Annotated in this window: 25 protein-coding genes and 1 riboswitch; of the genes, 19 read left to right on the forward strand and 6 right to left on the reverse strand. The window is 46.3% G+C overall.

The window, feature by feature from the left end; genetic code table 11:
- Positions 1-61: 61 nt before the first annotated feature.
- Both GI364_RS08260 and merA read left to right on the forward strand, forming a co-directional pair.
- A complete protein-coding gene (locus tag GI364_RS08260) occupies positions 62-943 on the forward strand; it encodes a DMT family transporter (protein ID WP_198853147.1) in 882 nt (293 codons plus the stop codon).
- A gap of 101 nt (positions 944-1,044) precedes the next feature.
- Entirely contained in the window at positions 1,045-2,712 is a 1,668-nt protein-coding gene (gene merA / locus GI364_RS08265; protein ID WP_198853148.1) for a mercury(II) reductase, read from the forward strand.
- A gap of 402 nt (positions 2,713-3,114) precedes the next feature.
- Here merA and GI364_RS08270 read toward each other — a convergent pair whose 3' ends face one another.
- The gene (locus GI364_RS08270) at positions 3,115-3,432 is read right to left on the reverse strand and encodes a winged helix-turn-helix transcriptional regulator (protein ID WP_233096065.1); all 318 of its coding nucleotides are present in this window, start codon (positions 3,430-3,432) and stop codon (positions 3,115-3,117) included.
- Between the two features lie 126 nt (positions 3,433-3,558).
- Here GI364_RS08270 and GI364_RS08275 point away from each other — a divergent pair, with 126 nt between their 5' ends.
- From GI364_RS08275 to GI364_RS08310, 8 genes are all read left to right on the forward strand, one after another.
- Positions 3,559-3,939 (forward strand): DoxX family protein, encoded by a 381-nt coding sequence (locus GI364_RS08275; protein WP_198853149.1) that lies wholly within the window; start codon positions 3,559-3,561, stop codon positions 3,937-3,939.
- A gap of 93 nt (positions 3,940-4,032) precedes the next feature.
- Positions 4,033-4,356 (forward strand): thioredoxin, encoded by a 324-nt coding sequence (gene trxA, locus GI364_RS08280; RefSeq protein ID WP_198853150.1) that lies wholly within the window; start codon positions 4,033-4,035, stop codon positions 4,354-4,356.
- 260 nt (positions 4,357-4,616) lie between these two features.
- Positions 4,617-5,723, forward strand: a complete 1,107-nt coding sequence (locus GI364_RS08285; protein WP_198853151.1) for an NADH:flavin oxidoreductase — start codon at positions 4,617-4,619, stop codon at positions 5,721-5,723.
- A 35-nt stretch (positions 5,724-5,758) separates the two neighbouring features.
- The gene (locus GI364_RS08290) at positions 5,759-6,427 is read left to right on the forward strand and encodes a type 1 glutamine amidotransferase domain-containing protein (RefSeq protein WP_198853152.1); all 669 of its coding nucleotides are present in this window, start codon (positions 5,759-5,761) and stop codon (positions 6,425-6,427) included.
- A 51-nt stretch (positions 6,428-6,478) separates the two neighbouring features.
- Entirely contained in the window at positions 6,479-6,760 is a 282-nt protein-coding gene (locus GI364_RS08295) for a Dabb family protein (RefSeq protein ID WP_198853153.1), read from the forward strand.
- A 20-nt stretch (positions 6,761-6,780) separates the two neighbouring features.
- Positions 6,781-7,686 carry a DMT family transporter gene (locus GI364_RS08300; protein ID WP_198853154.1) on the forward strand — a complete coding sequence of 302 codons (906 nt, stop codon included), beginning with the start codon at positions 6,781-6,783 and terminating at the stop codon, positions 7,684-7,686.
- Positions 7,687-7,804: 118 nt separating this feature from the next.
- Entirely contained in the window at positions 7,805-8,362 is a 558-nt protein-coding gene (locus GI364_RS08305) for a flavodoxin domain-containing protein (protein ID WP_198853155.1), read from the forward strand.
- Positions 8,363-8,443: 81 nt separating this feature from the next.
- Entirely contained in the window at positions 8,444-9,190 is a 747-nt protein-coding gene (locus GI364_RS08310; protein ID WP_198853907.1) for an SDR family oxidoreductase, read from the forward strand.
- A 95-nt stretch (positions 9,191-9,285) separates the two neighbouring features.
- Here GI364_RS08310 and GI364_RS08315 read toward each other — a convergent pair whose 3' ends face one another.
- A complete protein-coding gene (locus GI364_RS08315; protein ID WP_198853156.1) occupies positions 9,286-9,825 on the reverse strand; it encodes a CBO0543 family protein in 540 nt (179 codons plus the stop codon).
- A 159-nt stretch (positions 9,826-9,984) separates the two neighbouring features.
- Positions 9,985-10,181, forward strand: a riboswitch (cobalamin riboswitch).
- A gap of 227 nt (positions 10,182-10,408) precedes the next feature.
- Here GI364_RS08315 and GI364_RS08320 point away from each other — a divergent pair.
- The 3 genes from GI364_RS08320 (at position 10,409) to GI364_RS08330 (ending at position 14,703) form a co-directional block, all read left to right on the forward strand.
- Positions 10,409-12,595, forward strand: a complete 2,187-nt coding sequence (locus GI364_RS08320; RefSeq protein ID WP_198853908.1) for a ribonucleoside-diphosphate reductase subunit alpha — start codon at positions 10,409-10,411, stop codon at positions 12,593-12,595.
- A 45-nt stretch (positions 12,596-12,640) separates the two neighbouring features.
- Positions 12,641-13,678, forward strand: a complete 1,038-nt coding sequence (locus GI364_RS08325; RefSeq protein WP_198853157.1) for a ribonucleotide-diphosphate reductase subunit beta — start codon at positions 12,641-12,643, stop codon at positions 13,676-13,678.
- A 380-nt stretch (positions 13,679-14,058) separates the two neighbouring features.
- Positions 14,059-14,703: a PAQR family membrane homeostasis protein TrhA gene (locus GI364_RS08330; protein WP_198853909.1), complete on the forward strand. Its 645-nt coding sequence runs from the start codon at positions 14,059-14,061 to the stop codon at positions 14,701-14,703.
- Between the two features lie 33 nt (positions 14,704-14,736).
- On the opposite strand, the gene GI364_RS08335 is transcribed toward GI364_RS08330, so the two are convergent.
- Together GI364_RS08335 and GI364_RS08340 are read right to left on the reverse strand one after the other, a co-directional pair.
- Positions 14,737-14,919 (reverse strand): hypothetical protein, encoded by a 183-nt coding sequence (locus tag GI364_RS08335; protein WP_198853158.1) that lies wholly within the window; start codon positions 14,917-14,919, stop codon positions 14,737-14,739.
- A 530-nt stretch (positions 14,920-15,449) separates the two neighbouring features.
- Complete coding sequence (locus GI364_RS08340; RefSeq protein WP_198853159.1) at positions 15,450-15,893, reverse strand: hypothetical protein; 444 nt, start codon at positions 15,891-15,893, stop codon at positions 15,450-15,452.
- A 432-nt stretch (positions 15,894-16,325) separates the two neighbouring features.
- Here GI364_RS08340 and GI364_RS08345 point away from each other — a divergent pair, with 432 nt between their 5' ends.
- Positions 16,326-16,556: a hypothetical protein gene (locus tag GI364_RS08345; protein WP_198853160.1), complete on the forward strand. Its 231-nt coding sequence runs from the start codon at positions 16,326-16,328 to the stop codon at positions 16,554-16,556.
- Positions 16,557-16,599: 43 nt separating this feature from the next.
- On the opposite strand, the gene GI364_RS08350 is transcribed toward GI364_RS08345, so the two are convergent.
- Complete coding sequence (locus GI364_RS08350) at positions 16,600-17,844, reverse strand: hypothetical protein (protein WP_198853161.1); 1,245 nt, start codon at positions 17,842-17,844, stop codon at positions 16,600-16,602.
- A 342-nt stretch (positions 17,845-18,186) separates the two neighbouring features.
- Here GI364_RS08350 and GI364_RS08355 point away from each other — a divergent pair, with 342 nt between their 5' ends.
- A complete protein-coding gene (locus GI364_RS08355) occupies positions 18,187-18,627 on the forward strand; it encodes a hypothetical protein (RefSeq protein ID WP_198853162.1) in 441 nt (146 codons plus the stop codon).
- A 355-nt stretch (positions 18,628-18,982) separates the two neighbouring features.
- Here GI364_RS08355 and GI364_RS08360 read toward each other — a convergent pair whose 3' ends face one another.
- Entirely contained in the window at positions 18,983-19,429 is a 447-nt protein-coding gene (locus tag GI364_RS08360; RefSeq protein WP_198853163.1) for a hypothetical protein, read from the reverse strand.
- A gap of 85 nt (positions 19,430-19,514) precedes the next feature.
- Here GI364_RS08360 and GI364_RS08365 point away from each other — a divergent pair, with 85 nt between their 5' ends.
- The 4 genes from GI364_RS08365 to GI364_RS08380 all read left to right on the forward strand — a co-directional run bounded on the left by GI364_RS08365 (position 19,515) and on the right by GI364_RS08380 (position 24,846).
- Positions 19,515-20,522 (forward strand): hypothetical protein, encoded by a 1,008-nt coding sequence (locus tag GI364_RS08365; RefSeq protein WP_198853164.1) that lies wholly within the window; start codon positions 19,515-19,517, stop codon positions 20,520-20,522.
- Between the two features lie 81 nt (positions 20,523-20,603).
- Complete coding sequence (locus GI364_RS08370; RefSeq protein ID WP_198853165.1) at positions 20,604-22,625, forward strand: type I restriction-modification system subunit M; 2,022 nt, start codon at positions 20,604-20,606, stop codon at positions 22,623-22,625.
- On the forward strand, positions 22,622-23,932 hold the full coding sequence (locus tag GI364_RS08375) for a restriction endonuclease subunit S (protein ID WP_198853166.1): 1,311 nt from the start codon (positions 22,622-22,624) through the stop codon (positions 23,930-23,932). Before GI364_RS08370 ends, GI364_RS08375 begins: the two co-directional genes overlap by 4 nt.
- Complete coding sequence (locus tag GI364_RS08380; RefSeq protein ID WP_198853167.1) at positions 23,929-24,846, forward strand: DUF5655 domain-containing protein; 918 nt, start codon at positions 23,929-23,931, stop codon at positions 24,844-24,846. The genes GI364_RS08375 and GI364_RS08380 overlap by 4 nt, the downstream gene beginning before the upstream one ends.
- The last annotated feature ends 19 nt before the right edge of the window (positions 24,847-24,865 follow it).

Here is a 24,865-nt window from a genome sequence, read left to right on the forward strand (position 1 = left end):
CCACAATTCGATAATAGACGAAATATCCTTGGGGTACAATGATTGAGGAGGTGGGAACTCGGTGAATCGATGGTTGTTTATGGTACTGGTATTGATTACAACAAGTCTCATGGGATCGTCGTTTGCCATAGGCAAGGTGGGGCTGGCTTACGTTTCTCCGTTGTTACTTGTAGGGCTCCGTTTTACACTTGCAGGAGTTCTCATGGCAATGTTTGTAACTAGGCGGAAAAATCCGACAAATCTACGGGATTGGTCCAAGGTGGCACTCATCGGACTCTTTCAGACGGCCGGTGTCATGGGATGTATTTTCATCAGTCTTCGAACTATTACGGCCAGTGAATCCTCCATTTTGACGTTTACAAATCCGCTGCTGGTGATCATCTTCGGGACCTTATTCATGAAGGTAAGATATCGCTTTGTGCAATGGATTGGAGTCTTAACAGGATTTTTTGGTGTCTTCATTACACTTGGGTTTCATGTACATCTTCGATTCGGTACTTGGCTCGGCATCTTGGGAGCGGTTTCGTGGGCCCTCGCTACACTGCTCATAAAACGTTGGGGAGTAGGACTGGACACCTGGGTACTGACTGCGTACCAGATGCTGTTCGGCGGACTGTTGTTGCTCATCGGTAGTTTCACGGTTGAGCGGGCACATATCGTGTTGAATGGAACTTCCGTTTTCGTTATCGTCTGGCTTGCCATCATGGCATCTATCGTACAGTTTGCCATCTGGTTTTATCTCCTGCATCATGGCGATCCGGGGAAAACCAGTGCCTTTTTGTTTCTAGCACCGTTTTTCGGGGTGTTGTCCGGATGGCTCATTCTTGGAGAAGTGGTCAGGTGGCCGGTCATGATCGGTGGTCTTCTTATATTTGTCGGGATCTTTCTGGTCAATTGGCCGGAGCCGAAACTGAAGGTCCGCAAGGAGTTGCGGGATGTGTAACCAGACTGGCGCATCTTCGGGTCCAAGCTTCAAAGGAAGTACACTGCGTTGTCTGAAGTAAAATGACAATGAACAATAAACTGCGAGATGAGGTGTTTTAGATGGCTGAACCAAACAGCAAAAAACAAATTCGGCTGGTCGTAAACGGTATGACCTGTGATGACTGTGAAAGACACGTATCCCATGCGCTAAAAAGCGTTGGAGCACAATATATATCGGCCAGTTTTCGTCGTAACGAGGCCACATTTGAACTCGGAGACCTTAATCAGCTTGACGCTGCCAAACAAGCGATTGTAGATACAGGGTACAAGCCTGGCGATGCTACCATCTTGAGTGATCCACAGCCCAGCGTTCTACCCGAGACGGGTGGCAACTTCGACTACGACCTGCTTATCATAGGATCGGGCGGTTCAGCATTCTCAGCAGCGATTCAAGCGGTCTCGTATGGTGCAAAAGTAGCCATGGTAGAGCGGGGAACCGTCGGTGGAACATGCGTCAACATTGGCTGTGTACCCTCAAAGAACATGCTTCGAGCAGGTGAAATCAATCGTCTGGCAACACGGAATTCGTTCCAGGGGCTCAATACATCTGCCGGGCCAGTAGATTTGAAGAAGCTTATCGAACGCAAGGATGAGTTGGTTGGCGAACTTCGTCAACATAAGTATGTCAACCTGATTGACGAATATGGTTTCGAACTAATTCAGGGCGAAGCCCGTTTTGTAGATGAGGCGACCGTTGAAGTGAATGGACGAGAGATCAAGGCTCGAAACTTCCTGATTTCAACCGGGGCATCTCCTGCTGTGCCCAATATCCCCGGATTGAACGATGTGGATTACTTGGTCAGCACCACTGCACTTGAACTGAAGGAACTTCCAAAGCGGTTGGCTGTCATTGGTTCTGGATATATCGCCATGGAGCTTGGACAGATGTTCCATAATCTTGGTTCAGAGGTTACCTTGATGCAACGGAGTGCTCGTGTGTTGAAGTCGTACGACCCTGAAATTTCAGAGGCAGTCACAACGGCGTTGACAGACCAGGGAATCAACATCATTACCGGTGCAACATTCCATCGAGTCGAGCAGGACGGAGACATCAAACGAGTTTATCTCATGATCAATGGACAGGAGCAAGTCGTCGAAGCGGAAGCCTTGTTAGTTGCAACAGGTCGTAAGCCGAATACTGCGGCGTTAAATCTGAGTGCCGCTCAGGTGAACATGGGGGGCCGTGGCGAAGTTCTGGTGAATGAATTTCTCCGTACGAGCAACCAAAGCATCTATGCCGCAGGGGATGTGACCATGGGACCGCAGTTTGTATATGTCGCAGCGTATGAAGGTGCGATTGTAGCCAAGAATGCGCTGGCTGGCAGCGAAGAAAAGGTCGATTTAACGGTTGTTCCAGGCGTGACATTTACGAGTCCTGCAATTGCAACGGTCGGTCTTACAGAGGAGCAGGCAATATCCAGGGGATACGAGGTTTTGACTTCCGTACTTCCACTCGACGCAGTTCCTCGGGCGCTGGTGAATCGAGAGACGACCGGAGTATTCAAAATCGTGGCGGATGCGAACACACGTAAGATCCTTGGTGTCCATGTGGTAGCGGAAAACGCAGGTGATGTCATCTATTCCGGTGTGCTCGCTGTGAAGTTTGGGCTTACCATCGAGGATCTACGATCAACGCTTGCCCCGTATCTGACGATGGCGGAGGGAATAAAGCTGGCAGCCTTGACGTTTGACAAGGACGTATCCAAGCTCTCGTGCTGTGCCGGTTGATGTGGTACTTTGGTTCAAGAACGTTGTTAGCAACAGTTGAAGGATATTGGACTCAATGGTCTGAGCATGCCACGGTGACGGTGATTTCATCGTCACCCCCAAATGGGCCTTGAACCTCGACTACATAGAACATCCAGACATTGTGATTGTAGGCTCGGCTCAAGTTTGCTCAGCACGACCCCTGGCTGTTACTAGGGCGATCTTACCACTTCCTAAGATGAACGCACGAAATATCAGTCGAGGTATGAAGCGCTAGTAGCGTGGTGTTAACCCCATTCATCACAACACGGTTGAAATCGGGGTCTGAAATGCGCTATCGAATGCCCGAGAATGGTTTATACTGTCTGATTATTAACACGATATTAGCCCGTGTGATGAAAGAGCACAACATCCAATTCTTCGCTACTTTACCCAATCGTCTGCCCACGTTTGAACGGCTTCCACAACTGGCTGAAGTGCTTTTCCTTTCTCTGTAAGCTCATATTCAATACGGATAGGTGTGTCTGGATACACTGTTCGCTTTACGATGTCCGCATGTTCAAGTTCTCGGAAACGTTCCGACAGCATGCGCTCGCTCATGTCTGGGATAATGGCTGCAATTTCTGAGAAGCGCCTTGGACCACCACACAGGGTGCGAAGGATAAGACCCGACCAACGCTTCCCTAGCAAGTCGAATGCCTGCTTGAACTTAGGACACATCTCATCATAATTGAGATTCATACTTTCTCACCTCGAACTTATTTTAACACCTAAGCTTGACAAAAGTAAGTGTGTGGTTGTATTCTGTGTTCCGTCGCTTCTAACTTACTTTTTGTAATAACATTGAAGAAAGGAAGCTGAAAATAGATGAATATTGGTCTTTTGTTGATTCGCTTTGTTGTTGGTCTCATCTTTATGGGACATGGTTCCCAAAAGTTATTCGGATGGTTCGGTGGTTACGGACCGAAGGGAACAGGCGGATGGATGACGTCCATTGGATTAAAGCCTGGGGTTTTGATGGCTGTGCTTGCCGGTTTAGCTGAATTTATCGGTGGTCTTTTGTTTACGGTCGGTTTTTTGACGCCAGTTGGCGCTGCCCTCATCGTGATCACGATGCTGATGGCGATCATTACGGTACATGCAAAGAGTGGGTTCTGGAGTCCGAATGGATTTGAATATCAACTGGTTTTAATTGCGACGGTTATCGGTGTGGCGCTCATTGGCCCAGGCATATATGTACTTGCGTAAAGCATGAACGGCAAGCTTGGAGAGTTGGCCAATATATATCACAGCGCAAGTACAGTTTGTTTCATAAACCACACGAAGAGAGGGGAAGTTGTAATGGCAACTCAAAAAGTGACTGATAAAACACTTGCGCAATTTATCCAAAGCGATAAGCCGGTCCTCGTTGATTTTTGGGCAACGTGGTGTGGACCATGCAAAATGATGGCGCCTGTCCTCGAGGATGTTTCCGATGTATACGAGGGAAAACTCAGCGTGGGGAAGCTTGATGTGGATGAAAATCCCGCTACAGCGCAAGAGTTTGGGATCATGAGTATTCCCACAATGATTTTGTTCCAAAACGGAAAGGTCCTGAAACAAATTGTGGGCTTTCGTCCGAAAGCAGATCTAGTTGCACAACTTGCTGAGGTTGTTTCGCAATAATTTCGTGACGTGGATACGTGTAAATGGGAACAGAGCTTGATGAAAGCACTACTGAAGCCCATTACCACCATAAGCTCTGTGGCAGGACAATAAAGATATAAAGAAGCCTGTGTTCGTCAATTAAGCAAACACCTGGACGGAAAATACAGAGTAACCTCATTAGGGAGTTCGTTTGAGTGTAGCAAGCAGGCTCGACTTAACCAGGGATGGTGGTTCTACACACTTGGGTTTGAACTGAGAGAATTGTTAGGAGTGACACAGTGACCACGACAGCAGACAAGCAGTATCCCGAGCTATTCAAATCTATTCGCATTGGAAATTTAGAGCTTTCCAACCGAGTTGTGCTTTCACCCATGACTCGTACGAGTGCGACTGAAGATGGCCTGGCTACGGATAGAATGATTAAATACTATTCCAAATTTGCGAAGGGTGGATTTGGCCTCCTTATCACTGAAGGCATCTATCCCGACGAACTTTATAGTCAAGGGTATTTTGGACAGCCAGGCCTTGCGAATGACAAACAAGTCTTGGCGTGGTCTAAGGTCACAGCAGCAGTTCATGAGAATCGGGCTCGAATCTTTGCACAGTTAATGCATGCGGGAGCCATTTCCCAAGGGAATCGTTATAAGGATGTATCTATCGGGCCATCGGCGGTAATGCCTAAAGAAGCCAAACTTGAGATGTACGGCGGCAGCGGAACCTTTTCTGTTCCTAGAGAAGCAACGAAAGAAGAGATTCAACAGGTGATTCAGGGGTTTGCTGATGCTGCACGCCGTGCTCGTCAGGCAGGCTTTGATGGGGTTGAGATTCACGGTGCCAATGGGTACATCTTGGACCAATTTTTAACTGATTATGTGAATCAGCGAACAGATGAATACGGTGGATCCACGGCCAAGCGGGCTCGATTATTGGTGGAAGTAAGTCAAGCTGTACGCCAAGCAGTGGGTCAAGATTTTGTTGTCGGAATTCGTATCTCGCAGGCTAAAGTCAACGATTTTACTCACAAGTGGGCAGAGGGAGAAAAAGACGGAGAAATTATTTTCAAAAGCTTGGGAGAAGCAGGTTTGGATTATATTCACACGACCGAATACAACGCAAACCAACCGCCTTTCGGAGAAGAAGGTCCAGCATTGGCCGAACTTGCCAAAAAATACGGAAAGGTCACCGTGATCGCAAACGGGAATTTAGATGACCCAACGGATGCAGAGAACATGATTGCGAATAAACAAGCTGATTTGATAGCTCTTGGGAAAGCGGCCTTGGCAAATCAAAATTGGCCCATCAGGATCGCTCAGAATGAAACACTGGATACATTTGATGGGACTGTCTTGCAACCGACTGCGGTCGTAAAGGATAGCGAGCTGTAAATCGTAGGAATGACAGTACAAAAGGAGGAGTTTTCGTGGCCAACGTTCTAGCTGTGGTATCAAGCGGTTATAAGGATAGAGACTATCACACAGGTTGGTGGGGAGAAGAGTTGTTTGCTCCTCTCGGTGCATTAGAAAAGGAAGGTCACGTTGTTGATTTAGCCTCACCTTTGGGTGGAAAACCAGAATTGGATGAAAGAAGCATCCTTCCGGAATATGACCCGAATGGGACATATAAGGCATTGTATGAATCCGGGCGAGCGGATGATACGCAGAAAATCAGTGAGATAAACCCAGAGAATTACGAAGTAGTTCTTATTGTCGGCGGCCACGGAGCGATGTTTGACTTAGCGAAGAATGATGACCTGCATCGCATCATCAACAGTGTATACGACCGTGGTGGCATTATTGCTGCGGAATGTCATGGGCCATCGGTGTTGGTTTATACGACAAGACCTAATGGAAAGAGCATTATCGCTGGGTTGAAAGTCACCGGTTATCCAGACGCTCTGGAACCGGAAGACGTTGTCCCATATTTACCATACAGTCTGGAACAGGAAATGCGAAAGATTGCAGAATACATTCCTGAACTCGATAAGAAGGCTTTCGCAGTTTGGGGAGATTCTCAGATTGTCACGAGCCGTGATCCCTTTTCCTCTGAACTTATGGGGGAAGAGCTTGTAAAAGCATTGCAAACCCGATAAGTTAACAGCTCAGTCACCATATCATGGGTGCCTGGGTCGGAGGTGGGATTCGTGATTCATAAGTTATTGCTATTCAATCTGAACGACCAGTCCAAAGAACCAGTGATACGTGACAAGACGATGGAATTATTACCAAGTGTACCTGGAGCAAAAAATGTCACTTTTCAACAGGCTATCGAGCAGGGTGAAATACAGTACCGGTATTTGATTACTGTAGATTTTGAATCGATGCAAGCTCACGACGAGTATATGGTGCATGAGAACCACGTCAGGTTTTCCAAAGAGTATTTTCGTCCGAATATCAGTGAACTGCTCATTCAGTTTTTTGAGTGACGCACAAAGCGGAGGAGAACATGAAATACTATCTTTTGTTAGTCCTGACCAGCCTCATGTGGGCTGGCAATTTTGTCACGGGTAAGTATTTAATCGGACACACGTCTGCACTTACCATTACAGATTTACGTTGGGCGATTGCAGATGTTTTGTTGTTACCGGTGGTATGGGTAGCTGATAGAAAACTCTTACCGCCGATTAGAGCGCTCGTTCCCTTGGCAATGATGGCACTGACGGGTGTGATTTCGTTTAACTTCTTTACGTACCTTGCTTTGCAACATACGACGCCGGACAATGTAGGACTGATTTCCGCCTTGAATCCGATAGCAATTGCTATCGCATCATTTATCTTCCTGCGAGAACGGCTAAGTATTCGTCAAATTGCAGGTATGGTTCTATCCTTTTTTGGAGTGCTTGTTGTTGTGACGAAAGGGCACTTGGCAGGCCTAGCTCACTTCCATGTGAATACTGGGGTCTGGTTGATGCTCGTGGCTGTCGGGAGCTGGGGACTTTATGCTGTTGCAGGACGGTTTGCAATGAAACATGTTTCTGCATATGGAGCAACCCTTTGGGCTGGTGTGATTGGCGTACTCTTCATGCTTCCGTTTGATCTGCCCACGCTTGCGTTTCAACAGTTGACGGTGCCGTTTTGGAGTTCAATCTTCTATGCGGCTATTGGCGGCACGGTAGTAGCAATGATCCTCTGGAACATTGGCATACAGCGAGTAGGCGGTACAAAGTCTGGTATATTCTTGAACTTTAACCCAATCTTCACGGCAATTCTGGCTTACGTGCTGATGGGCGAGACCATACACATGTCGCAGATTGTTGGCACGCTGATTGTCATCGCAGGCGTTTCTATATTCGCCATACAGCGACGTCAAAAGCAAAAGCCTGACAAGCATCTGTTGAAACAGCCTGCCTAGTTGGGATGCTCACTATGTGGCGACCATGAGTGGATTTACCAACGAGTCATAGAGTACAGGATAAGACAAGGGACAAAATACCCATTAAAATTAGGCACTGACGAGAGGAGCACTTACGATGAAAGTATACGTTTTACATGCCAGCATGTATGGACATACCATCACACTTGGTGAAGCCATTGCAGAAGGAGCCAAAGAGGTTTCTGGAGCAGAAGTCATTTTTAAGTCTGTTGACGAAACGGAACCTGATGAATTGAAGTCTGCAGACGCCATTATCTGGGGTTCTTCAGGCGTCTTTGGTGAGCCGAATCCAAAAATGTCGAATTTCCTGTCCAAATTAGGACAGTTGTGGTTCTTCGGTAATCTTCAAGGCAAGGTTGGCGGTGTCTATGCAACAACATCCACACATCACGGGGGTGTAGAGAATATCTGCAGAGCGCTACAAACTCCGATGCAACACCATGGGATGATTATCGTTTCGAATACAGGTCAGTTCAATGAAGATAGAGCAGTATACGGAAACCCGTATGGGGCCACAGCCGTGATTCCGGTTGAATCAGCAAAGGATGCACCAATGAATCGCCCTTCCGAGGCAGAATTAAAAATCGCACGAGAGTATGGTCGGTCTGTAGCCGAAGTAGCAAGGAAAATGACAGCCGAAATGGTACACGCCTAACAACATCAATGAACCGTTGCCTTTTCGAGGCAACGGTTCATTCTTGATAAGACCAGAAGGAACATTTGCATAAAGGGGTTACTGGAATTGGTTGAAAACAAGGTAGTTGTCATCACGGGGGCCAGTAGTGGTATCGGACAAGCTACGGCCATTCGTTTAGCACAAAATGGAGCAAAGGTTGTTTTGTCCGCACGGCGGGAGGAGAGGCTGACAGAGACTGTCGATCAAATTACGGCAGCGGGTGGGAAGGCGAGCTATTTCAGCGCAGATGTGGCTTCAATGGAAGACGTTCAGGCTTTAGCAGACTTTGCAGTCCAAACATACGGCACAATTGATGTTTGGGTAAACAATGCAGGGCTCATGCCACTTTCTTTCCTCAACAAACGTAAAGTTGATGAGTGGGATCGAATGATCGACGTGAATATCAAAGGGGTTCTCTACGGTATTGCGGCTGCCGTACCCATCATGGAAGAACAAAAGAGTGGGCATATCATCAACGTCTCTTCGGTTGCAGGACATCGTGTCGGCATGGCTGGAGCTGTTTACAGTGGAACCAAGTTTGCGGTACGTGCAATTACGGAGGGACTTCGTATGGAATTATCACCGACCTCGAATATTCGGGCGACGATTATCTCTCCTGGCATGGTTGAGACAGAGTTACTTACCACGATAACGGATGAGGATGCCCTGAATGCGTTGAAATCTCGGGCAACGGCACAGGCGCTTCAATCTGAAGACATTGCCGAAGCGATATTCTATGCAATCAACCAACCAGAAAGAGCATCTGTGAATGAAATATTGATCCGACCAACAACGCAGCTGTCGTAGTCGCAGACTCGTTTGAAAGGCGAGTTTCTCCTTGCGGAGCAGGGCGTTTGTCGATATTTCTGCAATAAAAATGTCCGCTATATCGGCAAAGTATATCATCGGGAGGAAGCCTTTAAGCGTTCAATAACCCATCGTGCAAAGATCGCTTTGAGCATGTATAACGGTACAGAGTATATAAACTTCCACGAGTACAGGACATACAGGTGAAACCTAACAAACAGCGGTTCCACCACAAATGCGACAATAAGTGCTGCGACCAACAATGCTACAATGAACGACTTCCATGTCCGAAAGTATTGGTAGATCAACATGTGCTCGACCGGTAAGACTGATAAGTCGACGGGAATGAGAGCTGGAATGAGAAACCATAGCAACTGATGCGGATAAGCCCAGAACAGTGAGTTTGTTCCCCATAAGTCGAGAAGGGACGAAATACACCCAATGAGCATGCCGTAACTGGCAATCTCATATATGCGATTTCGATCAGTTAATATCCACCAAATGACCCAGGGGACAACGGAAAGGGTAAGGAGAAACCACCACTGCCAAGAGAAGAGCGAGTGCTCAAGCCAGTAGTCATATGAGGTTAAGCTAAGATGTCGACGAGCTTGCTCCAATATCGCAAATGAATGCAATTATAAATCCCCCTGTTGTCTCTCTGTTTCTTATGGTGGAACAAGACCGTGCATTCATACGTGTCTATATGTGAAGGAACATCGAATTGCTGAATGTAGCGTGTGAAGTGACATAAATGTGTTGATAGACACCATATATAGTGCTAGAATTGCAAACACAACTTCATATGCGAACTTGGTGCCCAACTTTGTTGGGTGAAAAGGGAATCCAGTGAAAGTCTGGAGCGGTCCTCGCCACGGTAAGGTACGATGCAAGACTCTGGTGTTCAATCGCCAGCCACTCGAGTTAATCGGGGAAGGTGAGTCTTTGCAAATGAGTCCAAGTCCGGAGACCTGCCATGTTTGCAATTGAAAGTATGCCCACGAGGAGATGGGTAGGGCTTTGGAAGCGATCCACTTCGGATTTCATGTGGGAATCTGTTCAATCGTGACTTCAATAGCACTCCGTCCTCGATGGGCGGGGTGTTTTTTATTGCGCAAACCCAAGGAGGCGCTCAATGTGAGTATCCAGGAAGAACAAGCCGTATTGGACAAGCCATCGTCAATTCAGGTGGATTGGTCGAATCTGTTCAGCTTCACCGACATGAAAGAGGTCATTCACTCGGTCTGCCACGGTCTTGATGGTTGCCATCCAGAGGCACTGCTGAACGTTATACGAACGCAGTCTAGGGAGGGCATGTCTCAACAGGCCATTGTGAGGTTGGTCATTCAATTAGCGGTCGAAAAGACCTCGATTGAAGAGCCCAACTGGCAGTACGTTGCGGCTCGGCTACTGCTGTCGAGTATCTATCAAGAAGCTGCCGATAACCGAGGATTGGAGGCTTCTCCGTATACCGACTTTCATGCGCTCATTAAGAGACTTGAGGACATTGGTCGGTATGGAACTTACATTCGGAAGAAATACACCAAGGAAGAAATCAACGAGCTTGAGCAGTACATAAGGCCGGAACGTGACTTGCTGTTCAACTATGTCGGGTTAAAGCAACTTATGGATCGGTACGTGATTCGGGGGGAGAGCGCAGAGGTTCTGGAGTTGCCTCAAGAGTTGTTCATGGGTGTCGCTATGCATCTGGCGATGAATGAAGCGGGCAGGGTAGAGCGTGCCAAGCAGTTTTACGATGTCCTATCAAAGCTTGAAGCAACAGTTGCAACACCAACACTGAGCAATGCTCGCAAACCATTCCATCAGTTGAGTTCCTGCTTTATCGATATGCCGGAGGACGATCTCATTAGTATCTACGAAACGGATAAGGCCTTTGCCCGTGTATCGAAATTCGGCGGAGGGATGGGGATCTACGTTGGGAAGATTCGAGCACGAGGTTCAGCTATCAGAAATCACAAGGGAGCCAGTGGTGGAGTCATTCCATGGGTTCGGAATTACAACAACACAGCGGTGAGCTGCAACCAACTGGGGGTGCGCAGTGGTGCGGTCGCTGTCTATCTCGATGTTTGGCACAAGGACATTCAAGATTTCCTGCAACTCAAGACGAACAACGGGGATGAGCGACTCAAAGCACACGATATCTTCCCTGGCGTGTGTATTCCTGATGAGTTTATGCGGCGTGTTGAGTCACGAGGCAGTTGGCATCTCTTCTGTCCTTATGAGGTAGAGAAAGCTATGGGATTCCGTTTGGAAGATGCATGGGGTGAAGAGTTCGAACGTCGTTATCAAGCGTGCATTGACAACCCTGAGCTTGACCGAATTGAAATACCAGCTATCGACATCATGAAAAGGATCCTCCAGTCCACCTTTGAGACGGGAACTCCGTTTGTGTTTTTTCGTGATACGGCAAACCGGATGAATCCCAACAAACATGCAGGCATGATCTACTGTAGCAATCTTTGTACAGAGATCATGCAGAACATGAAGCCAATGCAGTTGACGGAAGAAACAGATGAGGATGGCAACATTGTGGTTCGGTACAAACCAGGTGAGTTTGTCGTTTGTAACCTCTCCTCGCTCAACCTTGGTCGGTGCAAGTCTCGAGAGGATATGGAACGTATTGTGGAAACGCAAATTCGAGGCATGGACAACGTGATTGACTTGAACTACTACCCAGTAAAACAAGCAGAAATGAGCAATCAGAAATACCGAGCGATTGGACTGGGTATCAGTGGGTATCATCAGCACCTCGCCCAAAACAAGTTTCTTTGGGAGTCTGAGGACCATCTAAGTCACGTCGACGAACTGTTTGAATGGATCAACTTCTTCGCTATCAAGGCCTCCATGGAACTGGCGATAGAGAAGGGCGCTTATTCACTGTTTGAAGGGTCCGATTGGCACACTGGAGCGTACTTTGATCTTCGTGGTTACCGCAGTCGACCAGATGGACCAGATTGGGACTGGCTTCGACATGAGGTACAGAGACACGGCATACGGAATGCATACCTGTTTGCCATTGCTCCGACAAGTAGTACAAGTTTGATTGCAGGAAGTACGGCAGGCATCGATCCTGTATTTGCTCGATTCTTCATGGAGGAGAAAAAGAACGGGGTCGTGCCGCAGACGGCACCGAATCTGAACTCGGACACATTTTGGTACTACAAAGAGGCGCATACCATCAACCAATCATGGAGTATCCGAGCTGCGGCTATCAGACAGCGACACATTGACCAATCACAATCGTTCAATCTGTACATTACGCCAGACATTCCAGTACGGGACTTTTTGAACCTATACATGGAGGCGTGGAAGTCGGGGCTGAAAACCGTCTACTACGTACGAAATAAGTCGCTTGAGGTCGAGGAATGTGTTGCCTGTTCTTCGTGATTGGCAAGCAAAAATTGAAGGGATATGGAGAAAGGGTGGATTTAAGTGGAACTGCAGAGAACAAAGTTATTTAACGAATCCGGTGACCGAGATTGGGGAAGCAGGCGGATCATCGGCGGCAATACAACAAACCTGCTCGAACTTAACAACGTGAAATACGACTGGGCTTATCGCATGTATCGTGCGATGATGAGCAACTTTTGGATTCCGGAAGAAATCCCGCTCGCAGACGATGCACGACAGTACGCAACACTCTCAGAGCATGAGCGCCGCAGCTTTAACAAGATTCTCTCGTTTCTGATCTTCTTGGACAGTATTCAGACCCACAACTTGCCGAACGTCAACGAATACATTACGGCGCCTGAGGTGAACTTGTGCCTGACGGTTCATGCCTTTCAAGAAGCCGTTCACTCTCAATCATACGGCTACATTCTGGACTCAGTTGTCAGCGCAGACGTAAGAGATGCGATTTACAACGAATGGCGCACGGATGAACATCTACTTAAACGGAATCAATTCATCACAGATCGGTATGAGGAATTTATTAACGATCCGAGTGACGAAAACCTTGTCAAAACTGTGATGGCGAATTTCATCTTGGAAGGCGTGTACTTCTACTCTGGTTTCAGTTTCTTCTTTGCGCTTGGACGCCAGGGAAAAATGCTAGGAACGGTATCCGAGATCAAATACATCCAAAGAGATGAATTAACCCATCTGGCCCTGTTTCGGCAAATCTTCCACGAGATAGCAAAAGAAAACCCACAGTTAATGACGTCTAAACTTCTTGAGGAGCTACGGGAGATGATGCGTCAGGCTGTGGAGCATGAAGTTGCGTGGGGGCAGTACGTAACGGACGGGCAGATTTCTGGACTGACCAATGAACTCATTGCCAAGTATATTCAATATCTAGCGAATCTTCGGCTCAAGTCGCTAGACATGGCTGCACCATTTCCGCAGGTCACCGAGCACCCGATGCCTTGGGTAGAACAATTCGCAGCGATGAACTCCATGAAGACAGATTTCTTTGAACAGAAGGTGACCAATTACACCAAGTCAGCCAACCTCAAGTGGGATGATCTATAAGAGAGCCTATCCTCAATCCCATTATGCCAGGTGGTATCAGGTTCTGTGACGTGGTTTTTGACTTTGCGATTCGGCGACGGGGTGTATTGTTCCCATGCTTGAAAGTGCGGCTGGACATCGCTGAAGGGCAAGTCGAATCCAAACAGTTGACATACCCTTACCTTGTTCGGAGCGTGGCCTTCCGGTATTACACTATGTGCTTTCAGGGTGATCTGCGTGGAGCAGCTTCAATCGTGAAACTCACGTATGACAGGTGGGCGTACCAAGGGATGCCCCACCCGTCGCCTGTGAGCTCGCTGTTGTGTTGTGAAATCCCTATCGTCTATTCTAAGAGAAAGAGCAGTAAACAACACGCCATTCAACCGGGGATTGATACTTTCATGGCAGAGACACATACGTTTTCTAAAGGTGAGGAAATAGCAAATGCGGTGACGCATGGCATTGGGGCACTGCTCAGTATTGCAGCATTAGTCGTATTAATTGTCTTTTCGTCACACTACGGTACTGCATGGTATGTAGTAAGTTTTACGGTTTTTGGCTCCACTATGCTGATTCTCTACACATCTTCCACCTTAGTCCACGCCCTGCCAGCGGGAAGAGGAAAAGACCTATTTGAAGTTTTTGATCACACTTCAATCTACTTTTTCATCGCAGGTTCGTACACCCCATTTACTTTCTTTGTGATTCAGGGCGTCTTGGGTTGGACCATCTTCGGAATTGTATGGGGCCTGGCCCTGGCTGGGACAGTATTCAAGGCGTTTTATGTTAAGAGATATCTTTTCACCTCGACCATTCTCTACGTCGTCATGGGCTGGATGATAGTTGTGGGGTGGCATCGGATCGTTCAAAATCTACATATTCATGGTATCGAGCTTTTGGTGGCCGGTGGGATTTGTTATACCGTAGGGGCGATATTCTATGTGTGGAGAGGATTTAAGTATCATCATTCTGTATGGCACCTGTTTGTTATAGCGGGAAGCGCTTTTCACTTTTTCTGTATACTGCTGTTTCTATTACCTCAGTAAGAGTTTTAATTCTGAAGAGCTTTGCCATTGTTTTCACGATGCGATCACAGATAAAGCGCTCAAGACGCTGGTAGCCAAGCCAGTGAGGAGTTGAAGCTGATACAGACGGAAGTCCATATCGGGCTTGGGTCCCAGATTGTCACCGTCATTCAAGTTCACATGCCGAAACCGGACCCGCATCTGCACTTTGAGGACTACATAGCCCATGCCAGCCATGGATATCATCCTAAGTTTCATATCCTGAGTCATGCTGAGTCTGGAGACATAAGGCCCCACAAAATAGGAACTAGGAATTGCGAACGGAAGAGAGGAGCGTTATCTCACAAGCCTTACCTTGGTCTTAGGGCGCTGTGGTGAGATATACCAATGTTGCTCGTCTCCTCCAGCCCTTGCCTAATAGGGAAGTGTCCTAGCAACTGGCTGTCAAGTTGCATGTCACAAAGGCAAGAGATAAAGATACAGAGGTGTGACACAGTGTAACATCTATATATAATAGGCCAATCATTGCGGGCTAAATCTGTTTTAACTTATTTGTGACATCCATCAAGTCTTCGCAGTACATATAAAGCTGACTAATCCCTATAGTAGATTAAGTCCACTACTTCTTCTTATAGACGCCAACACCATGAATTGAGAATAGGCCCTCTAATAGATGTAGACCATGAAATGTAAAATCTAAAATCTAAAATGTAAAATCTAAAATTTACTTTGAAGCGAAAGGTATGTACCCCGCCTGTAGCAGGGAGTCAGCGAACGTTTTTAGCAAAGATACGACTCACGAATGAAATCACTTCCGAATCTTGCTCAGCAAGATACTTGATTAGGGCTTCCTCGACTACATTGGACACCGTTGACCCTACAGACAGCACCTCGGCCGCCGTGGCAGCGTACTTACTCAGTGTGACGGTGATGCGTTTCGTGTCACCACGGTCTCCCTTTTCCGGGATTTGTTCGGCCGACCATTTTCGCTTTGTTGACTTCTGTGCCCTACGCTGCGCTGCACAATCTCTGCAGATGGAAGGATTGATGGCAGAGGGATAGAGTGCCTGGCTGATCGGTACATCGTGGTCACCTTCGTTACAATGAAACATCGTCGTATCGATGACATCGCTACTAGCGGGTTCTTGCTGAGTTTCGTTAGAGTGCAGGTGTGCATCTGTGCTAGTGAGTTCTTGCATATTGTCTGGCATGGCTATCACTCCTCTTTAGCGTACTTGTCCGGATGTGCCGGACTGATTTGACACTAAAATGAGTTAGTTCGATATTGCAAGTTCGGATACTCCTGTACAGTTGAAGGAGTGCCTGCGAACTGGTAGGAATAGGAGAGTGCAAGCCGATGAATCATGCCAATTTTAGATGTGAATTTTGTTGGTTCAGGGACGGGGTCCATGTGGAGTTGGGGGAGTTCGAAACACGATTTTCATGCCGGTGAATCGTTTTGAAAAACGGGATACCCTATAGGGACATATCGGAGTAATGTGGGGAAAAACAGCGCTCCATGGGTGAAAACGGGAGAGTGAGGGAAGAAAATCATGTCTCATCGGCGATAAAACGTTCTGGCCGGGGCTAGTTGGACGTAGTTCGGTTCGGGGCGCTGGTGGCGAACAAGGCAGGCCTGAGGTATGAAAAACGATTTTCGATATCTATACATGACCTATACTCAGCGGTTTGCGCAGCTTAACAATGCAGAACATATGGTGTTCCAGCCTACGCCTTTTGTAGACTTAATTCGGGGGAGAGAGGTCTATAGCGTTAACTCCCCAACATACTATCCGGGAAAGGTCATTGAAGCAAACAAGGGACTGCTGGAGTCTATCTTTGATGGACAGTGCCGTTATTGGGTGAAAGTGTAGTAACCGAACTCCGTTCGTTCCTCGAAACTCCAATCAGCCGTACTTATTTTAGGTGCAGAGTGGTCTTCACCGTCTGCCTATCCGCAGTAATTGTAACCGGCCAATTTCCAGGTGTCGTCCTCGAACCGACTTTCCAAGTCCAAGTGATATAGCCATTCGGGTCGGCCGTTTTCGGATTCAGGCTCGAGGAATGGCTTGGCCCTGAGGAATAATCCACTTCTATGGTTCCCTGTACATTCGGCTTTGTCTTCACCTTGATGGATGCATATTGACCTGGATTTCTCGTTAAGGATGACGAAACAATGGTTAAGTTGCCCGTTGATGATGAAGTGGTATTACTTTTTGATGTCGTATTCGATGACCCCGAACTGCTTGAAGAGCTGGAAGTAGGGCAGTCACTATCACCATTACCGCAAATACCTGTGACAACAGACTTTCTCGCTGCTGCTTTTGTATAACTTAGCTTGCCCTTACCATTTACCAGCCAAGCAGGATGGACTTCGTTCCAGCCATGGTCTTTATCATCTACAACAGCACCGGTAAATGTTGCGTGCTGACCGACATGGGGAATGGTAACGTATGGCTGATCCATAGGGATGATTTCCACGACTAAGTATCCGTGTTGATATTTGTAATTGCCGCTGGCAAGTAGGTTCTTATATTGAGAATCGAGCTTGATATCAAGATGGTAATCGTGGTCTGCCTCGTGACGTACAATTTCAACCGTTCCCGAGACGGTTTTGCAGGGATTGATTAAATTGAATCGATAAGTGTGGTAAACGCCGGCAGACCAATTCGAGCGGCAGACGTTCGAAGTATTGGAAGTGTTACTTGAAGTGTTCGTTGTCTTCTTTGTCGAATTCTTGCTTGTCGACGACGTACTTCCACTAGAACTGGAGGTGTTGTTGGTAGGTACAGGACCGGCGGTATTATTAACGCTCGCCTGATTTGAGTCCGTGTTTGTAGTCGCATTATTTGAAACGCTGTTTCCCGCAGAGGTGTTGGAAACTACGTTAGTTGTAGTGGCAATCTCGTTCGCAGTCGAGTTTGATGAAACCGTTGTATTATTCTTTGAAACTTTGTTCGAAGGTGGGGGATTCGTATTTTCAGTAGAGGCCCCGGTTGCTCCAATTGCAAACAAGAAAACGATAGCCGCAACACTGTAGATTAAAGCCGCCATTTTTCGGGTTCTCCGATGTCCCCAGTGGATGACAAGTCTTGGCTTAATGAGACCAAGAACCAGAGCAACCACAGAAGCAAATGAAAGTAAAAAGAAGACAACCGCCACAATTAATCACCCCACGTATTTCTTAAGTAAGGTAATTCCACTCTCTGTAAAACGGTTCCTGCTCGACGAGCTGATTTTATATGTTTCGTGGGGAACGAGTCGTCTGTAATGAGGCACGAGGGGTGTGATGCCTTATTGTGGCGGTATCAAAGCATTGCTTAGGACAACTGGAATTACTGCTGTTGGAGTGAATCAAAGATGTCCAGCCATACTTGGACTCGCTCTGGCATAATGTTCTTGCGTTTACACACTGCCTACGTAGCAGGCGAAAACTTATATATATATGGTAAGATTGGTATGTAGTGGGTACAAGAAAATAATAGATAATTTGGAGGAGTATCAATGGCTGTTAAACCAAAGGTCCTAGACAAGGTTCCAAGAGTTACAACCGAGCAGATAGAATTTGGGAAGAAAATCGGATTACAACTTGAAGCACATACCAGTAGGGTAGCCGAGGCAATGCTTAACGACTTGATTGACAAAGAATATTATGGTGCCACGGACCTTGGAACACCAACGGAGAACCAGTGTAATCTTGCATCGAAATTTGGATATGATATATCACATTCTACCGAAAGGGTTGGTACAGCAATTATTGACGACATAATGGACCAACTCAACAAAGAATCAATTGACAATCAACGACTCAAATCCGGGGATACTGTCGTGAACATTTGGGATAATAGACAATATCAGATATCTTCTATAGCTGAAGATGGAACCGTTTATATGAAAGGTGGTCAAGGTAAGAAAGCATGGGCACGCAGTCTCAGAAAGCGGTGACTTAAAACGTAACTTACATCCAACGATCTTTCGACAGGATCACTGCGTGATAACATTCCGACATAAAGGGAGTTCTGTGCATAACTTGGATGCAAATGTTTCCGAATATCCCGTATCTCCTTTAGAGTGGTGGAATCGGTTTAGACAACCTTATAGAGCCGATACAGTACCATTCTCCGTCGGCCACCTCTATCCACCGTTCATTCCGGCCTTCCATATACAGTCTCTCGTTTAACTGCTCGTATTTCGTTCTTAAGGTTGCACTTCTCCGCTCTAGCAACCACTTCAGCATCTAATTCACCATCCCAGTGAGAAATGGCATTCATATTGACTCTGCTTTTTAGTTCATCTTCGGTTAGTATATCAGAACAATACGGGCATATTTATTGTTCGCATGCCAGAGTAAGTAGTTTGAAGAACGGCGGCTTTGAATGAGCTCTTGCATTTTGATGTAGGAAGTGGACAAAATTGGTCGAATTCTAACCTCGTACTTATCATACATCGAAGGTCGTGACAGAATTTGAAGCAACCGAAGACAATTAGCAACTCCACTTCTTCCAAGTCTCTCAGTGGTACAAAACAAGGCTTTAGGAAATTCAAAACTCAAACCGGCTAGGTATTGGGTAAAGTAACCGGACATGGATTGGCTCAAAAGCTTGATGAATTCACGACGATGTACCGTGATATTGTTGTGGGCCTCGGTGACCACGTTGAATTCCATGAGCAACACATCCGAACTCACGGTGAAGACATTGAATTTTTGCGACAACAAGCTGAGAATCAGAAATTGATTATAAAGCAACAGCAGAACTCGTTAAGAACAATGAAGATCCTGGTCATAATAAGTCTTCTAGTATCCATAAGTTCAATGATAGTAGGTATATCACATGGATTTTGAATTAGAGGCTGTACGCAAGAAGTATCGGAATTGGCTGGCGAAAACGCACGTCGACTCAGAGGAATACCTCAAGGATATGCACACTAAATATCGAGACCGTATCATGAATGCTGTAGATGCCATGAGCGTTGCCTGTTCAGTAGCAGATTTTGCGCATGGGGATAGCGTCCACATATCCGAGTTAACACCTCAAATGAAGGAAGCCTTTCACCTTCAATACCCGACGGTCAGTCTGGATCACCTGGCTCATCTAACTCCTGAGCAACTCCAGGGTTATGTTAATGGATGGACGGGTAAGCTTTTTGAAGTCGCAGTCAGAGATAATCTGAATTCTGGAGAGTGGGTAGGTAACATTCATCTTATTCCGGGACAAAGTGCGGTTTTAGCAGGTAATCCTACGCAGGCTGGATGGGATTTGCAAATACTGAATCCGGATGGTTCTGTCGCTCAGTTTTTACAGATGAAGGCCACTGATTCATTGTCCTATATCAAGGCGGCACTTGAACGTTACCCGGATTTCCATATCGTTGCAACAAGTGATGTATTTAACAACGGGGATCATATTTCGGATGCTTTAATGCACCACATTACCAATAGTGGAATCTCGGATGACCAACTACGCAGTGCCGTTGAACATGTGGTAAACCATCATCCGGATCTTTCAGCGCACCTCGAGGAACTGGTTCCGGGACTACCTTTCGTGGTGGTTGGTCTTACCGAGAGTCTGTCTCTTGTACGAAAGAAGAAGGGAATACGAGAAGTAACTAGAGACACGCTGGACCGATCTGTAAAAAGTTCCGTTATAATGGGGATAGTACATGTCCTAGAGTTGTCAGGAGCAGGAACGCCTATAACAGTACCAGTTGCCTTTTGTACTAGACTCGGTATGAGTCGCATGACGGTTTTCCGGAACTTATCTCGAATTCTGCATAAGAGAAACAGCCGTCTCAAAGACTGGAAAGGTGCCATAGATCTTTCCGTCAAAGGGTCAATGTGACTAGGTTAGAACACTTATTTTTATGTAATGACATGGTCGGAACTATATTTGTGGAAGAGGTTAAGGGGGACTCATATATTTATGTCTAATTCTCATGAAATGGCGAATTTTATCTGGTCGGTCGCTGATCTTCTTCGTGGTGATTATAAGCAAGCCGACTACGGGAAGGTCATCCTGCCGTTTACAGTATTACGCCGGCTTGATTCCGTTTTGAAGCCAACGAAACAGCAAGTCTTGGAACAAGTGGAAAAGCTCAAGAAGATGAACGTAGAAAATCTCGAGCCAGTTCTCAATCGAGTCACTGGATACGAGTTTCACAATACAAGTAAATTTGATTTTGAATCGCTACTTGCGGACCAAGACAATTTAGCAGCCAATCTCGTGTCGTATATTAACGCCTTTTCGACAAACGCCAAAGATATCATGGATTACTTTAATTTTGCTACGCAGATTGAACAACTTGATAAGTCGAATCTGCTATACCAAGTGATGCAAAAGTTTGCCACAGTTAATCTCCATCCTGATTACATCACGAATGTAGAGATGGGCTACATTTTTGAAGAACTCATTCGGAAGTTTGCGGAACAGTCTAATGAAACGGCTGGGGAGCACTTTACGCCTCGGGAAGTTATTCGCTTGATGACGAATCTCGTTTTTAACGAAGACCAAACTCGTGATCTCACGAAGGAGGGTATTGTGCGTACGATTTATGATCCGGCCTGTGGGACAGGCGGAATGCTTTCTGTATCTGAAGAGTATATCGCAGAGTTGAATCCTGATGCCAAGATCCGAGTTTTTGGCCAGGAGATTAACCCGGAATCATACGCCATTTGTAAGTCTGATATGTTGCTCAAAGGTCACCAACCTTCTCAGATTAAGTTCGGCAACAGCTTCTCACAGGACCAGTTATCCGATACGCATTTCGACTACATGCTTTCAAATCCCCCCTTTGGTGTGGAGTGGAAGAAAGTACAAAAGGAAATACGGGATGAGGCGGAACGACTTGGTTACAATGGCCGCTTTGGAGCTGGTCTGCCAAGAATTAGCGATGGGTCACTCCTGTTCCTGCAACATATGCTCTCTAAAATGAAGCCTGTGTCGTTGAATGGAAGTCGACTTGCCATTGTGTTCAATGGTTCTCCGCTTTTTTCCGGCGGAGCAGAATCTGGGGAATCAAACATTCGGAGATGGATTATAGAAAACGACTGGCTTGAAGCTATCATCGGGCTACCAGATCAGCTTTTTTATAACACAGGTATTTCAACCTATATTTGGGTGTTAACAAACCGCAAGGCGGATGAACGGAAGGGTAAGATACAACTCATTAACGCTACGCATCTGTATCGAAAAATGCGTAAGTCTCTTGGTAATAAGCGCAACGAATTATCTGCTGATGATATTAAAGAAATTACGAGAATGCATGGGGAGTTTCAAGAGACGAAGCGCAGCAAAATCTTTGATAATGAAGACTTCGGATTTCGTCGTATCACAGTAGAACAACCGCTACGGTTGAACTTTTTGGTCTCTGATGAACGGATAGATTGTTTGAAGCAGGAGAAAGCATTTCAAAACCTGGCTGCGACCAAGAAAAAGGGTGCTGCGGGAGAAGCTGAAATTGAAGCAGGCAAACAACAACAAAAATCCATCTTGGCTGTACTTGAGGGAATGCGTTCTGAAAAACTCTATAAAAATCGGGAAGAGTTTGTGAAAGAACTGAAAAAACAGTTCAAAGACAGTGGGCTCAAGATAGCAGCCACTTTGCAAAAGACAATCCTATCAGCGTTATCTGAGAGGGACGAAACAGCGGATATTTGCGTGGATAGCAAAGGGAATCCCGAGCCAGATGCGGATCTTCGGGATTATGAAAATGTACCATTAAAGGAAGACATTCACGAGTATTTTGAACGTGAAGTAAAGCCTTTTGTACCGGATGCGTGGATTGATGAAGATAAGATGAAGATCGGGTACGAGATTCCTTTTACGAGACATTTCTACGAGTACATTCAAATGCGCCCTTTGGCAGAAATTGAGTCTGAAATACAAGAGTTGGAATTAGGGATTGCCAAAGTAATTAATCAAACTTTTGGGTGGGCGAATGCATGATGGTTTTCAGTGAGTTACCGTCCTATCAGAACCTAAAAACTGGTGACCAACCCTGGTGGGGACAGATCCCATCTCATTGGGAGAGTCGACGCATATCTCAACTCTTTTACCTCGGAAGAGGAAGAGTTATAAGTAAAGAAGAACTTGCTGAACGGCCAGGCCCATATCCGGTATACTCATCACAGACGGAGAACGACGGCGAGTTCGGGAGATTATCCACGTATGATTTTGATGGTGATTTTCTTACTTGGACTACAGACGGAGCGAACGCTGGGACTGTGTTTAGACGCTCAGGGAAATTCAATTGTACTAACGTTTGTGGCACTCTGGCGCCAAGAATTATTATGGATTTGTCCTATTTTCGATACGCACTATCTTTGGAGACAAAGAGGCATGTCCGTCTGGATATTAATCCTAAACTAATGAACAATGAGATGTCAGTGATTAAGGTTTTACTCCCTCCTTTGGATGAACAGAAGAGGATTGGTTCATTTCTCAATTTCTACACAGCAAAACTTGATGAACTTATCGAAAAGAAGCAACGGCTCATCGAACTCCTACAAGAGAAACGCCAAGCCCTCATCACCCAAGCCGTTACCAAAGGCCTTGACCCGAATGTTCCCATGAAAGAGTCGGGGATTGAATGGTTAGGGGAAGTGCCGGCGCATTGGGAGATTAGAAAGCTTAAATTCTTAGCAACATTTCGTGGTGGTGGCACCCCATCAAAAGACGAACTTTCGTTTTGGAACGGAGAGATACCCTGGGTGTCGCCTAAGGATATGAAAAATGATGTCATTGTAGATACCGAAGATCACATAACAAATGAAGCAATAGTTTCAAGTGCTACTTCTCTAATTCGGAAGGACAGTATACTTATAGTTGTTCGTTCTGGGATTTTGCAGCATTCATTTCCTGTTGCGATCAACAGCGTAGATGTAACTTTGAATCAGGATATGAAAGGACTAGTACCAGCAAAATCAGTGTCACCTCAGTTCTTATTTTGGTTACTCAAAGGCTCCGCAGCTAGTCTCCTTTTCGATTGTCGTAAGGTTGGGGCTACAGTGGATAGTTTAGATATGGAATCACTTTATAACTTTTCCGTGACTGTACCTCCACGGTACGAACAAGATGCTATTTCTTCACATTTAGAAGGGCTTTGTAAGACAATAGATGCTGCTGTTGGAAAAATCACTAAACAAATAACATTATTTCTGGAATACCGCCAAGCCATCATCTCCGCTGCCGTCACAGGTCAAATCGATGTCCGCAATTATGTCGATGCCGAGACAGAGGAGGCCACTTCATGAGCGACATTAAGCTGTTTCGTACCAATGGTTCAGTTGAAGAGCTTTCCGGTACTTCTGTAGCACTAGAGAAATCACTTCAGACACTCTTTGAACAGAACCTGGAATCCCTTCTTGGTGTACGCTTTCTCGCCTCTGAGCACACGACCGGAGCAGTTCATGGTGGTCGCATTGATACATTGGGTATTGATGAGAATAACTGCCCAGTTATCTTGGAGTATAAGCGGGCTACGAATGAAAATGTCATTAACCAAGGGCTCTATTACCTAGATTGGTTACTAGATCACCGGGCGGATTTCCAGCTCCTCGTACAGAAAGCTCTGGGAACTACGGTTGCGGAAGAGATCGACTGGAGTTCGCCCAGACTGATATGCATAGCAGGCGACTACACCAAGTTTGATCAACATGCTGTGCAACAGATCAATCGCCACATTGAATTGTTTCGATATAAACGGTATGGGGACGAACTCTTACTCTTGGAGCTTGTAAACGTTCCTAATGATTCCAAATCTGTTGCAGTACCAGACGAGAAGATGCCTTCGGACGCCAAGCCATCTGGCTACAAGACGTTCGAAACTTATCTTAATCAGGCCGATACTGGCATGCAAGACCTGTACCAGGGGTTTCGAGACTATATGTTGGCTCTAGGGGATGACATACATACTAACCGATTGAATTTATATGAGGCTTACAAACGAATCAAAAACGTGGCGAGCATTGTCATTCAACCTCAGAAGAAGGACTTCTTAGTATACATCTACGATCCAGGCACGGTGGACTACTCTGCGTTGAGTAATGTCAAGAACGTAGGTAAGAGCGGACACTGGGGAACTGGCGATTTGGAGATTAGGTTAAGTTCAATAGAGGACTTGAAGCAAGTGGAGCCGCTGTTGTTACAGGCCTATGAGCGAAGCTAAGGGGTAAGGAAAGGATGCG

This window comes from Alicyclobacillus sp. SO9, from assembly GCF_016406125.1.
Lineage (GTDB): Bacteria > Bacillota > Bacilli > Alicyclobacillales > Alicyclobacillaceae > SO9.